The following is a 12,514-nucleotide window of genomic DNA, read 5'->3' as shown; positions in this document are numbered from 1 at the left end:
ACATGGAGTCACTAGTTACCCCCGGGCTGGTTATCAGCCTGATCGTTGTCGCGGTCGGTATTTTCATCATTGCCAAGGGCCTGGTGATCGTCCGCCAGTCCGAGGTGATGGTCATCGAGCGTCTGGGCTCGTTCAACCGCGTCCTCGAAAGCGGCATCAACATCATCATTCCGTTCATCGAGAAGCCACGCCCCATCACCATGATCCGCTACATGCGGATGGGCGATGACTACCACCCGGTGACCAGCGACGAGGTCCGCATCGACCGCCGCGAAACCGTGATGGACTTTCCCGGCCAGCCGGTGGTCACCACCGACAACGTGACCGTGAAAATCAACGGCGCGCTGTACTACCAGATCATTGACCCGCGTCGCGCGGTGTACGAAGTCGCCAACATGAGCCAGGCGGTCGAGGTACTGGCCAAGACCACACTGCGCTCGGTGGTGGGCAAGATGGAACTGGACAAGCTGTTTGAATCCCGCAGCGAGGTCAACAGCGCCATCCAGGCCGAGATGGAAGAGCCTGCTTCCAAGTGGGGGGTCAAGCTGACCCGGGTGGAGGTGCAGGACATCAGCATGCCGGAAGAAGTGGAAGAGGCCATGCGCCTGCAGATGGCCGCCGAACGCAAGCGCCGGGCCACGGTGACCGAGGCCGAAGGTGAGAAGGCGGCGGCCATTGCCATGGCCCAGGGCCAGCGCGAATCGGCCATCCTGAATGCCCAGGGCGACAAGGAATCCGCCATCCTGCGCGCCCAGGGCGAACAGGAATCCATCCGCCTGGTACTCAATGCCATTGGCGAAACCGAAGAGAACAAGCGCACGGTGGTGGGCTACCTGCTGGGCCAGAGCTACATCAAGGCGCTGCCAACCATGGCGAAGGACGGCGAGCGGGTCTTCATCCCCTACGAGTCGTCCGCCCTGCTGGGCTCCATGGGCATGTTCCGCGAGCTGGCCGGCAGCCCGGAAGACGTGGTGCGGGACTCCCTGCGCCGGGATGGCCTGCGCGGAGGCATGGTGGCGTCGGCCGGCAACAGCTGAGGCCTGCAACGGGACCAGGCGGCCGGATGAGCCCCCCCACGGGACTTTCCGGCCAGGTGGCCGCTACCCCAGCAGGTGATCCAGCGGTTGCTCGTAACCGGGTGCAAACACCTCCAGGAAGTACAGCACTTCCGGCAGGGCCTGCTGCTGCAGGCGGTGGAGAATCTGCTCCGCCGCCGGCTCGAATTCCTTGTTGCCGGCCTGGATCTCGGCCCGGCATTTCAACAGCGCGGACAGCCGGTCTGCGGCCTTGATCAGTTCCCGCTCACCGTACGCCAGCCCGGACTCCCGCAGATAGGGCGCGAACGATTCCCGCAGTTCCTCCGGTAACAGCGCCAGCAGTTCTTCCTGGGCCTTGTGCTCGATATCCCCGAACACCTCCCGCATCACTTTCGAGTGATACTTGACCGGGGTGGGCATATCACCGGTAATCACCTCGGTAGCATCGTGATACAGCGCCGCCGCGGCAATGCGGTCTGCATTGACGGTACCGCCAAAGTGCCGGTTACGGATCAGTGCCAGGGCGTGAGCCAGGGTGGCCACCTCCCAGGAATGGGTCGCGACGTTTTCCTCAATGGCGTTACGCATCAGCCCCCAACGGCGAATCCAGCGTAACCGGGCTACGTAGGCAAAAAAATGGCTGAGGGGGCGTCTGGTCACGTTGGTTTCCTTAACAGCAGGGGTGTCCTCATCAACGGGAAGGTTCTTCATCAGCGGGCGTCCAGGGTGAACTGCACCACCACCTGGCCATCGCCCGACGGCGCGCCATTGAGCTGGGGGTCAAGCAGGAACAGCTGGCTGGCCGGAATATCATGGTCGTCCAGCAGCGAACGTTGCAGCCAGAGGCCTCGGGCCACCGCCAGGTTTCCGAGCGCCTCCGGGGGTAACGGCAGCTCAGCGGTCAGCTGCCGGTACAGCGTCGCCTGCCATTGGCTGTCGCTGAGCTCACCACCCTGGCGGGCCACGGCCTGCTCACGCAGCGGTGCCACCGCCACACCGCTGTCGGCCACCGCCTGCTCCAGGCGGCGGATCCGCGCGGCCTGAGTCTCGCTGCCATCCAGACCCAGGCGCCGATTCAGTTGCTGCTGGCGCAGCGCCGCCCCGTCGAGCTCCGGTACCACCGCGCCGCGGACATTAAGCAATAACTCGGGGCGCTCGCTGAGGGCCTTGGCCAGCACATCCAGCTTGCCGGCCTGCTCCCCGGACAACGCTTCCGCGCCGGGGGCAAAGCTGACCTGCCCCAGTTCTTCGCCGGACAGCCCGGCCATATCGGCAATCGAGCCCAGCATGCTGAACGGCGACATCGCCGCCTTGGCCAGCAGGTTGACGAAGGCCCGCATCACCACCCGGCCGACACTGAACTCGGGATCGTTAAGGTCACCACTGACCGGCAGGTCAATCTCGATTATGCCGTCGCTGTCCCGCAACAGCGCCAGCCCCAGTTTGACCGGAGCGTTGACCGCCTCGTCGCTGGGCACTGTCTGGCCCAGTTCGAGGCGGTCCATGACCACCAGGTTGGTAGCATCGATGCGGCTACCGGCAATCTTGTAGTCCAGGTTCAGCGCCAGCTTGCCGCCGTCCACCCCGTACCCCAGGTAACGACCGAAATAGGGCGACAGGGTAGGCAGCGACAGGTCCTGCAGCCGGATTACCAGCTCGCTGGAATCTTCCGTACCCAGGGTCCCGATGGAACCGTCAAAACTGAGCCGGGACAGGTCGCCTACCCGCCCCTGAATGGCAACCCGCCCCTGTTGCGGGGAAATGTTGCTGAGGCCAGTGACCGAGCCATTGAGCTCGCCGAAACGGGTCGCAAAAACCGGAGAAAGACTGCGATCGGTGTAATTGACCCCGCTGTTTTCCAGGATGACCTCTCCGATACGGAAGATCAGGCCCGCTTTTCCGGTCTCACTCGGCGCCCCTTGCGCGTTCTCGCCAGCTGCCGATTCCCGCACGATGCGTTCGACATTGTGAACCCCCTCCACCGAACGCACCACGTTCGCCGCAGCACCGGCAAGGGTAACCGTACCGATTTCCAGCCGCGCGGGCGCCACGTTGTATTCGATCGGCGCCAACCGCAGCGCCTGCCAGGCCAGCAACGGCTCGTCGCTGCCGGCCAGGCCCAGATCCAGCCCGGCAATTTCACCGGTGCCACTGAAGGTCCCGGTGAGCGGATCCTTCTGGCCATCCAGGTCCAGGTTACCGTCCAGGGTCAGCTGGCCCTTACGCACTTCGAGGTTGGTGGCGGTTTTGAGGTAGGGTTCAAACGCCGCCAGGGTCACCGCGGATACGGCCAGCCCGGACTCCAGGGTGAACGGGGCCAGGGTGACCCGGCCGTCGGCCTGCAGCCGGCCGCCACTGGCAAGGCCGGCCTGCAGGCTGTACGGCACGGGTTCTTCCAGCCGGTCGCTGAGGGTACCCAGGGTCAGCTGCAGCGCCTCCAGGCGCAGATCTGCCGGTTCCGGCAAGGCCTCGTCGCGCCAGCCCACGTTGCTGTCGGTGAGTTCAACCGCTGCCACCGTCCAGCGGAAGGGGGTAGTGGCCGCAGCGCCAGTATCGTCATCGCCGGCATCACTCCCGGCATCCGCCGCCTGCAACGGTGTCACCAGGTTGATCTGCCCGTTCTTGTCACGCAGCAGGTCAACGGCAAGCCCGCTGGCCCCCACCCGGCCAACCCGCGCCTCGCGACCGGCCAGGCTGAAGCCCAGCTGTTCCAGGTCAATGGCAGCAGCGCGTAACTCCGGTGGCTGCCCGTCGCTGTCACCGGCAACCGCCAGTGCCAGGTCGCGGACGTTGATCACACCGGCGGAAGTCTCCAGCTGGACACCGTCGGCCATGGCAAAGTCATAGTCAGTGGCCAGGCTCACGGTTCCGCCTGCCAGCTCATAGGGCAGGTAGGGCTGGAGGAAATGGCCGAGGGTGAGGTAGTCAACGTTGGCGATGCTGAGGAAGCCACTGGACTCCAGCGGCGTGACACTGAGGTTACCCTGCCACTGGATGGTCTGGGCGCCAAGGGCCGCATTCACCACGTAGTCGCTGTTCTGGCCATCACGGGAAAAGGTGGCCAGATCGGTCAGCGTCAGATCCAGCGGGGTCACCCGGAAGTCGGCAGGCTCCGCACCGGTAAAATCGCGAAACAGCAGTTCACCGCCACTGAGGGCGACCCGGCCAAAGTAGAGCTTGGGCGGCGCCCCATCGGCCGCCGGCGCCGGGGTTTCGGCGGCATCCGTCACAGCATTGTGGGCCTGCCAGTCGCGGGCGAAATTGACCGTGGAGTCTTCCAGCAGGTCGACGCGAATGAACGGCTCATCCAGCTGGATATTCTGGAAGCCGACGATACCCCGGAACAACTGGAAAAACCCGAGGTCAAGGTAGAACCGGTCAAAGCCGATCACCTTTTCTCCGCCACTGTCGAGGGCTGACAGGTCGACCGCCTCGACACTCAGGGCGAACGGATTGGTCCGGATACCGGTCACGGTGGTCTGCCACCCCATACGCTGCTGAAGCTGATCGGGCAGCGTCCGCTCCAGCCACCAGGGCAACAACAGGAAACCGGCCAGGGTGTAGAGGACAACAAGCACGAGGAATCCGATCAACAGATTCCTCGGAAGACGACTGCGCTGACGGCTCTGGGCCACGGACTTCTCCTCGTGAGCGACTGAAAACCAGGGCCCTCTCGGCCCACTGCCTGCTCACAAGGATAGTCGTCCGGAGGCCGGTTTGTCAGCTTCCCCGGCCGACTCCCGGCAACCCGCGTCCCGACATCCTGCGCTGACAGCAACCCGCGAACCCGATATGCTCAGCAGTCGTATAACCACCCGGCAGCCACGCACGATGACCAAGGCCAGGTGATCCGGCGGGCTGTCGGGGTTGGCTGATGCGCCAGTGACGTTATTGAGGCAGAGAGGAAGGTGTTATGGATATCGGCGATATGCGTCGTGATTTTGAAAGCGAAGGCCTGGACCGGGACGCGCTGAACGACGATCCGGTGGCCCAGTTCCACCACTGGTTCGAGGATGCCCGCCAGGCCGGCATCCTGGAACCCAATGCCATGTCCCTGGCGACCACCGGCACTGATGGTATGCCGGATATCCGTACCGTACTGCTGAAGTACTTCGACCAGACCGGCTTTGTGTTCTATACCAATTACGGTAGCCGCAAGGCCCGCGAGCTGGACGAGAACCCCCGCGCCGCCCTGCTGTTTCCGTGGATCGGACTGAACCGCCAGGTCCGCATCCAGGGCCGGGTGGAAAAAGTCAGCAAGACCGAGTCACTGCGTTACTTCGCGTCCCGGCCGCGTGGCAGCCAGATCGGCGCCTGGGTGTCGGAACAGAGCAAGGCGATCACCTCCCGTGGCCTGCTGGAACAGAAAGTGGCGGAGATCCGACGCAAGTTCAGCGATGGCGAGGTACCTCTGCCCTCGTTCTGGGGTGGTTACCGGGTGGTACCGGAACGTATCGAATTCTGGCAGGGCCGGCCCAGCCGGCTACACGACCGTTTTGAATATGTGAGGCAGGATGATGGCTGGCTTATCCAGCGACTGCAGCCCTGAGGTGGCACCGCAGATCTGGCTGGCGTTCCAGCCGGAATCGGTCAGCGACAGCTTGCCGGAGTGGCTGACAGACTCCGAGCGGGAGATCGTGGCCCGCTTTGGTGGCCGCCGGCGGCGCGAATACCTCCATAGCCGCTGGCTGATCCGGCAGGCCCTGGCCGCCAGCGCCGGCTGTCCGACAGACGACTGCTACCCGGTTGCCGGCCGGCCGGTGGCGTCGGCCAGACCACCGGGCTGGCAGCTGTCACTCAGCCACAGTCATGGCCTGTCGGCCGTTGCCACCACCCGGCAACCCGGTCTGGGGCTGGATCTCGAACCGCTGGCCCGGCGTCCGGACTGGCAACGTGTCGTTCGCCGCTGGTTCACCCCCCGGGAACAGGCCTGGCTGCTGGCACGCAATGACCCGGAAGCCTTCCTCCGGGTCTGGACCCTGAAAGAGGCCTGGCTGAAAGCCACCCGCCGCGGCATTGCCAATCACCTGCAGACCCTGGAGGTTGACGAGGACTTCAACCTGCAGGGCGACGATCCGGCCACCGACTGGTGTGCCGCCGTCGGCCATGGCGGCGACTTCCTGGTAACCCTGGTCTATCACTCTGCCGCCGGGGACAGCCCCCGGGCGCGGGCACTGATGACGCCTGTGGCCACGCTGGACCTGGCGGATGCCCGACCGGCGCCCGGCATCGCGGTGCACTGGCTGTTGCAACGCCGGATCCGGCCCGCCGACCGCGGCCACCCTCCGCGAGGCAGCAAACAATCGTAAAGGAGAACCACCATGAGCCAGACCGGGCAACGCTGTCCCTGGTGCGGCAGCGACCCGCTGTACGTGCACTACCACGACACGGTCTGGGGCCGGCCGGAAACCGATGACCTGGCACTGTTCGAGAAACTCTGCCTCGACGGCCAGCAGGCCGGGCTCAGCTGGATCACCATCCTGCGCAAGCAGCACAGCTACCGGGCAGCGTATGATGATTTCGATCCGGTCCGGATTGCCCGCTACGACGACCGGAAAGTGGCGGATTTGCTGCAGGATCCCGGCATTATCCGCAATCGCCTGAAAGTGCAATCCATCATCAAAAATTCGCGAAGTTTTCTGGATTTCAAGGAAAAAGATCAGAGTTTCGCCGATTTTCTCTGGTCTTTTGTCGACCATCAGCCGCGCCAGAATCGCTGGCAGAGCATCGCCGAGGTGCCGGCCGCCACCACCGAATCGGAGGCCATGTCGCGGGCGCTCAAGCGGGCGGGCTTCACCTTTGTGGGGCCGACCATCGTCTATGCCTTCATGCAGGCTACCGGAATGGTCAACGACCACCTCGTCGGATGCCCGGCCCACGACGAATGCCGACAGCTGGCAGCCAGCCTGGCGTTGGTCCGCTGATCCCGAATGGCGGTCGGCTCGTAAGTTTCCCGGTAACACAACGACCGGAGTCGACCCGTGAGAATTACCCTGGAAGAGCTCAAATCCAGTCCCGGCCAGGTCATCGACCTGCTCGAGATCCTGTCCCTGGAAGGACAGCGCTATATGGCACGACTGCACCTTGGCGGTGACATCAAACTGTTGTCGGATGCCGGAGGGCAGACCCGGCTGTTCCGCAGCAGCTGGGAGATTCAGGACTGCCTTGGCAGCGTAACCATTGCCCGGACCGAAGTGGTGCATTCGTCCGCCTACACCCAGATGATTGGCATGGATACCGCGGAGTTCGAACCGCTGCGTATCAAGGTTCAGGGGCAATAACGGTGTTTGCTGTTGCCCGTATCGCCATCGCCATCGGCCTGGCCGGCCTGGCGCCCTTCGTGCTGGGCGTCATCGGGGTCATCGCGCTGCCGGAGTACCGTGCCCTGCTGACCGGTTATTTTTACCTTTACAGCGCGGGGATTCTGGCGTTCATGGCAGGGATCTACTGGCCGCTGTCGATGCAGATCGAACAGCGCTGCTACCCGCTGTCACCACTGAGCACCGTTCTGGTCAGCCAGGCGTTCTTTGTCGCCGCAGGGATTGGCCTGCTGTTGCCCGCCCTGTACCAGGTGGTGGTATATACCACCGCCTATACGGCGCTGTGTGTGGTGGATCTGCGCTGGATGAAGAGTTACTGGCCGGCCTGGTACCGTCGCCTGCGGCTGCAGCTGACCGTGGTGGTGGTGAGTTGCCAGCTGCTGATGGGAGGCTGGCTGCTGCTGGCGCCCTAGGAAATGACGCAGCCGGGCGCGGTGTGGCACACGATGGGCAGGTCGCAAGCGGATCCGGCTCACCGGAGAAGGTGACCGGGAAGACGCCTGGCCATCACTGACTGCCAGGCGCCCCGGTCAGGAGGCAAGACACCCTCCATTACCGGCGGCGGAAGCGACCGGTTCCCGCCGCCGGCAATTTTGCCCCACGATCACGCCGCAACGATGGCGTACTCGTGGTTGTGAGGCTCGATGAGCGCACCGTGAAGGGCAGTAATCGCCTTCTCGTAGCAGTCCTCATCGATGACGAACTGGATATCCACCTGGCGCATGCACTGATGGATCGCCAGTACGCTGATTTCCGCCTCCGCCAGCGACTTCACAGAGCCGGCGAGGATACCGGGCACTTTCATGTCGCTGCCGATGGCCGAGACCAGCGCCACCTTGCGGGTATTGATCTCGGCATTGGGGAACGCCTCTTCCAGCGCCTTGACCACGCGCTTGACGTGCTTCAGCGTGGTGTCCACGTAGTGGGTGATGGTATTGGCGTTGGTGTCCTTGGACATGAAGCGCACCTTGAAGCGGCTCAGTACATCCAGGATCCTGCGATCCGAACCCGGCTCGCCCTGCATATCCTGGTCAAACACCTCGATGGCAAATACACCCTTGGCGCCGGCGATGATTTCCACCTGGGCCTTCTCACTGACATAGTCTCCGGTGATCAGGGTACCGGTATGCTCCGGCTCGAAGGTGTTCTTCACCCGCAACGGAATCTCGTTCTGGCGCAAGCCCTTGCCCGCGCGGGGGTGAATGGCTTCCATTCCCAGGTTGGCCAGCTGGTCGGCCACGTCGTAGTTGGTACGCCCAAGGGGCACCACCTTGTCGGCGCCGACAATGTTGGGGTCGGCGGAACTCAGGTGGTATTCCTTGTGGATCACAGCCTCACGGGCCCGGGTAATCACGGCAACCCGGCTGAAGGTCATCTCGCTATAGCCCCGGTCGAAGGTCCGCATCAGGCCTTCCTTGCACTGGGCATAACCGGTCACGATGGGCAGCTCGCGGGTGAGGTCCACGGCATCGAACGCCTGCTTCAGTTTCTCGTCCAGCGGCAGCAGTTCGCTGTCGCGCCAGCCGGTCAGATCAACAAAACGGGCATTGATGCCTTCCTGCTGCAGCTTCAGCGCGGTATTGAAGGCACTGTGGGCCTCGCCGATACCCGCCAGCATTTCCCGTACCGTCAGCAGATGCTCCTCAAGCTGGAACTGGCCATAGGAGCACAGGCGCTGGAGGTCAATCAGGCAGCCGCGCACCCCCTCGATGCGGTCGGTGATGAACTGGTCCGCCTGCTGCTTGAGCATCGGGTCTGCAAAAAGCTCCCCGTTGATATCGGTGAGCAGCTTGATCAGCTTGGTGAGGTCGTCGCCCCAGGCCCAGTCTGACTCGGCGTCGGCAAACAGGGCATAGACACCCGGCTCGCCGGTTTTCTTGTGCTCCAGCAGTTCGTTGGTGACACCGCCGTAGGCGGAGACCACGAAGATGCGCTGATAGAGCTCTTCCTTGCTGCGACCACCGAGAATGATGTTGTCACGGACGGCCTCGTAATTGCTCATCGAGGTGCCGCCGATCTTCTCCACGGTATGTAATTGGCTAGTCATAGTGGTTTCTTCGCTATCCTGCAGAATGAATGTCCGGGTTCAGCGGGCGTCTCAGGACGCCTCGCTGATACCCTCCTGCATGATTTCATCCACACTCTCTGCCAGCAGCCGGGCACCCAGGCGCAAGTCGTCTTCACTGGTGGTCAGCGGCATCAGGCACTTGATCACCTCATCGTTGGGACCACTGGTCTCGATGATCAGGCCTTTTGCAAAGGCGCGCTTGGTGATCGGGCCGGTCAGGTCCGGGTGGGTCGCCTCGATACCGCGCATCAGGCCGCGTCCCTTCATCCGGAACTCGTTGGGGTACTTGTCACAGATCGCCTGCAGGGCATCACCCAGCACCTTGGTCTTGGCTTTCACTTCCTTCGCGAAGGCGTCGTCTTTCCAGTAGGTCTCGACGGCAGTGCGGGCAGTGATGAACGCCATGTTGTTACCACGGAAGGTACCGTTGTGCTCGCCCGGATCCCAGACGTCCAGTTCCGGCTTGAACAGTACCAGCGCCATCGGCAGGCCGTAGCCACTGAGGGACTTGGACACAGTCACGATGTCCGGCTTGATACCGGCAAACTCGAAACTGAAGAACTCACCGGTCCGGCCGTTACCCGCCTGGATGTCGTCCAGGATCAGCAGGATGTCATGCTTCTTGCACAGCTTTTCCAGACCCTGCAGCCACTCGGCACTGGCCGCGTTCAGGCCACCTTCGCCCTGAACCGCCTCGACAATCACTGCCGCCGGCAGCTCGACACCGGAGGAACTGTCAGAGAGTACCTTGTCCATGATTTCCAGGGTGTCGATATCCTCACCCAGGTAACCGTCATAGAACATGAAGTCGACGTTACCCAGCGGGGTTCCGACACCACCGCGGTGGTGCACGTTACCGGTGGCGGCAACCGCACCCATGGTCACACCGTGGAAGCCGTTGGTGAAGGAGATGATCCCGGTACGGCCTTTCACCTTGCGGGCCAGCTTCATGGCCGCTTCGACACTGTTGGTGCCGGTGGGGCCGGTGAACTGCATCTTGTAGTCCAGACCACGGGGATCCAGGATGTACTTCTTGTAAGCCTCGATGAAGTCGTGCTTGGCGGTGGTGAACAGGTCCAGGCCCTGGCTCACGCCGTCAGCCTCGATGTACTCGAGCAGCGCCTTCTTCAGGACATCATTGTTGTGGCCGTAGTTCAGTGAACCGGCACCGGCCAGGAAATCCAGGTACTGCTTGCCGTCCTCGGTGTAAAGGTGGGCGTTCTTGGCACGGTTGAAGATGACCGGAAAGGCACGGGAATAAACACGTACTTCGGATTCGGTTGACTTGAAAATTTCCATTGTCTTGCCTCTTAGCATGTCAGGTTCGAGGTGGAAGTGCGGTAGCCCATCGGTTTCGGTCGCGATCGGCTTGCCGCACGCTGGTTTAAGCCTTGATGACAGACCTACCTCAGTGGTCCGCCGGCTTGTCCGCAGAGCGGTCGATTCAGCCTGTCAGTCGTCAGGTTCTCAGACCGGCTTTGTGAAAGGCCCGATGCGCAGCAGAAATTCCGAATCGTGCTGGCCACCAAAGTGGGTGCCTTTCTCAAAGTGCTCGTGATAGGTGAGCTCAGCCCCCAGATCACGGGCAAAGGAGCGGAACAGTGCCCAGGACGCTTCGTTGTCCTCGGTAATCGTGGTTTCCAGATGCGTTACCTTGCGGCAGGCATCGCGGGCCACGATTTCCTTGAGCATCCGCTTGGCCAGGCCCTGTCCACGACCTTTCTCGTGAACTGCCACCTGCCAGACAAACACCGTCTCGGGCTGTTGGGGAGGGATGTACCCGGAGATAAAGCCGACCAGATCGCCGTCCTTCTCCGCAGCCACGCCGGTCTCGGCAAAGTGACTGCACTGCAACAGGTTGCAGTAAATCGAATTGGGGTCCAGCGGCGGGCACTCAGCCACCAGCTGGTGGAGCCTGAAGCCATCATCCTTCGTCGGTTTGCGGAGGGTGATGGCGGTGGTATTCGAACCTTCAGATGTCATAACGTAATCAATTCGCCTCAAAATTTAGGGTTAAATTATATAGACCACAAAATATATTTCAAGTCGAAGGATTCTGGCAGGACATCGTAACCGGCAGCGCTTCCTGATTAAGGATAGCCTGCCGGGGACCAAAGGCCAGTTAAAAGCGGATGAAGTTCTGGTCAGAAAATGAGTGCGGAGCGTATCAGGGTAGTCCCGCCGAGGAGACGTTCACGATAGGAGACGGCGGCATCGGAGCCGGTCGGCCATAACCGGTCGAAGTCTGCCAGCCAGGCTTGCAAATCAAAGGCTACCGGCTGCAACGCGCAGTGCAGCGGCAGCAATGCCTGCTGCGCGACTGCGCCACCGGCGGGCGTCCGGGCGATACGGGCAAGCAGCCCGCGGGGGTCGCCCTGCAGGTTACCCATCCCTGCGGAGCCATTGTTAATGACCAGCCGCGAGCGGCCATCCACCTCGCCCTGCCAGATCAGTGGCAGACAGGTATGGCTGCACACCAGGATGTCCGCACCGGTCTGGCGGAACCAGCGCGCCACCGCTTCATGATTGCCGGCCTGGAAGGATTCATGGGCCAGCCCCCAGCCCGCAAGGGATTCCGGATCGCCATGAAGCACCAAAACCTTTAGGCCACCAAACATCAGACAGCGCCAGCGCGGCAACTCCGCAAGGGATTGTTGAATATCCGGATGATTTGCGGCCACGGCCTGCAATTGCAGCATGATGGCGTTGGAACGCTCGACCACCCCCTGGTCGACAAAGTCCGGGTAGGCACAGCCACAGCCAGCCCCCGCGCTGGGATGGGCCAGCTCGTACTCCACATTGCCCAGGCTCGCGGTGTGCCGAAGTACCCGCTGGTTGATTTCCCGGAACAGGCTATCGCTGGCATTGAACCAGTTGAAGTCGCCATTGAACACCAACCGGACCGAGCGCCCCGAAGCGCGCTCCCGCCTGGCCATGCTTTCGATCTCGTCCAGCGCAAACGGGTTACCATAGAGCCCGCCAATGACATAGAGGACATCGTCAGTAACCGTTTCGGTCCGCTCACACAAGCGCTCTGGACGGTAACGGTAATGAACCGGACAGGCACGCCCTTCATCGGCAGCCATCAT

At 62.5% G+C, this 12,514-nt stretch carries 12 protein-coding genes; 6 read left to right on the top strand and 6 right to left on the bottom strand.

Going from position 1 to position 12,514, the window contains the following annotated elements:
* The first annotated feature begins 2 nt into the window (after positions 1-2).
* Positions 3-1,037, top strand: a complete 1,035-nt coding sequence (locus CLH61_RS09175) for an SPFH domain-containing protein (protein WP_099614416.1) — start codon at positions 3-5, stop codon at positions 1,035-1,037.
* A 63-nt stretch (positions 1,038-1,100) separates the two neighbouring features.
* Here CLH61_RS09175 and yfbR read toward each other — a convergent pair whose 3' ends face one another.
* A complete protein-coding gene (gene yfbR / locus CLH61_RS09170; RefSeq protein WP_228152587.1) occupies positions 1,101-1,697 on the bottom strand; it encodes a 5'-deoxynucleotidase in 597 nt (198 codons plus the stop codon).
* A gap of 50 nt (positions 1,698-1,747) precedes the next feature.
* Positions 1,748-4,672 carry a DUF748 domain-containing protein gene (locus CLH61_RS09165; RefSeq protein WP_099614414.1) on the bottom strand — a complete coding sequence of 975 codons (2,925 nt, stop codon included), beginning with the start codon at positions 4,670-4,672 and terminating at the stop codon, positions 1,748-1,750.
* A gap of 278 nt (positions 4,673-4,950) precedes the next feature.
* On the opposite strand from CLH61_RS09165, the gene pdxH reads away from it, so the two are divergent.
* Genes pdxH through CLH61_RS09140 form a run of 5 tightly spaced genes read left to right on the top strand, consistent with a single transcriptional unit; the run spans position 4,951 to position 7,770 of the window.
* Positions 4,951-5,586, top strand: coding sequence for a pyridoxamine 5'-phosphate oxidase (gene pdxH / locus CLH61_RS09160; protein WP_099614413.1), 636 nt, complete (start codon positions 4,951-4,953; stop codon positions 5,584-5,586).
* Entirely contained in the window at positions 5,552-6,346 is a 795-nt protein-coding gene (locus tag CLH61_RS09155; protein WP_228152586.1) for a 4'-phosphopantetheinyl transferase family protein, read from the top strand. The genes pdxH and CLH61_RS09155 overlap by 35 nt, the downstream gene beginning before the upstream one ends.
* A 12-nt stretch (positions 6,347-6,358) precedes the next feature.
* A complete protein-coding gene (locus CLH61_RS09150) occupies positions 6,359-6,961 on the top strand; it encodes a DNA-3-methyladenine glycosylase I (RefSeq protein WP_099614412.1) in 603 nt (200 codons plus the stop codon).
* A gap of 57 nt (positions 6,962-7,018) precedes the next feature.
* Complete coding sequence (locus tag CLH61_RS09145) at positions 7,019-7,318, top strand: DUF6482 family protein (RefSeq protein ID WP_099614411.1); 300 nt, start codon at positions 7,019-7,021, stop codon at positions 7,316-7,318.
* 2 nt (positions 7,319-7,320) lie between these two features.
* The gene (locus CLH61_RS09140) at positions 7,321-7,770 is read left to right on the top strand and encodes a DUF3429 domain-containing protein (protein WP_099614410.1); all 450 of its coding nucleotides are present in this window, start codon (positions 7,321-7,323) and stop codon (positions 7,768-7,770) included.
* 191 nt (positions 7,771-7,961) lie between these two features.
* Here the strand turns inward: CLH61_RS09140 and CLH61_RS09135 are convergent, their stop codons facing one another.
* The 4 genes from CLH61_RS09135 to CLH61_RS09120 all read right to left on the bottom strand — a co-directional run bounded on the left by CLH61_RS09135 (position 7,962) and on the right by CLH61_RS09120 (position 12,514).
* Positions 7,962-9,404 (bottom strand): aspartate kinase, encoded by a 1,443-nt coding sequence (locus CLH61_RS09135; protein ID WP_099614409.1) that lies wholly within the window; start codon positions 9,402-9,404, stop codon positions 7,962-7,964.
* 51 nt (positions 9,405-9,455) lie between these two features.
* Positions 9,456-10,724, bottom strand: coding sequence for a diaminobutyrate--2-oxoglutarate transaminase (ectB, locus tag CLH61_RS09130; RefSeq protein WP_099614408.1), 1,269 nt, complete (start codon positions 10,722-10,724; stop codon positions 9,456-9,458).
* A 168-nt stretch (positions 10,725-10,892) separates the two neighbouring features.
* The gene (ectA, locus tag CLH61_RS09125; RefSeq protein WP_099614407.1) at positions 10,893-11,408 is read right to left on the bottom strand and encodes a diaminobutyrate acetyltransferase; all 516 of its coding nucleotides are present in this window, start codon (positions 11,406-11,408) and stop codon (positions 10,893-10,895) included.
* A 161-nt stretch (positions 11,409-11,569) separates the two neighbouring features.
* On the bottom strand, positions 11,570-12,514 hold the full coding sequence (locus tag CLH61_RS09120) for a metallophosphoesterase family protein (protein WP_228152585.1): 945 nt from the start codon (positions 12,512-12,514) through the stop codon (positions 11,570-11,572).

Source organism: Marinobacter profundi (assembly GCF_002744715.1).
Taxonomy (GTDB): domain Bacteria; phylum Pseudomonadota; class Gammaproteobacteria; order Pseudomonadales; family Oleiphilaceae; genus Marinobacter; species Marinobacter profundi.
The sequence above is the reverse complement of the archived record's forward strand: the minus strand, read 5'-3'. Positions and strand labels throughout refer to the sequence as shown.

Coding starts and splice junctions, on each gene's coding strand:
- CLH61_RS09155 (WP_228152586.1), top strand. CDS start 5,552: ATGATGGCTGGCTTATCCAGCGACTGCAGCCCTGAGGTGGCACCGCAG.
- CLH61_RS09150 (WP_099614412.1), top strand. CDS start 6,359: ATGAGCCAGACCGGGCAACGCTGTCCCTGGTGCGGCAGCGACCCGCTG.
- ectA (WP_099614407.1), bottom strand. CDS start 11,408: ATGACATCTGAAGGTTCGAATACCACCGCCATCACCCTCCGCAAACCG.
- CLH61_RS09175 (WP_099614416.1), top strand. CDS start 3: ATGGAGTCACTAGTTACCCCCGGGCTGGTTATCAGCCTGATCGTTGTC.
- CLH61_RS09120 (WP_228152585.1), bottom strand. CDS start 12,514: ATGATGGCTGCCGATGAAGGGCGTGCCTGTCCGGTTCATTACCGTTAC.
- CLH61_RS09135 (WP_099614409.1), bottom strand. CDS start 9,404: ATGACTAGCCAATTACATACCGTGGAGAAGATCGGCGGCACCTCGATG.
- pdxH (WP_099614413.1), top strand. CDS start 4,951: ATGGATATCGGCGATATGCGTCGTGATTTTGAAAGCGAAGGCCTGGAC.
- ectB (WP_099614408.1), bottom strand. CDS start 10,724: ATGGAAATTTTCAAGTCAACCGAATCCGAAGTACGTGTTTATTCCCGT.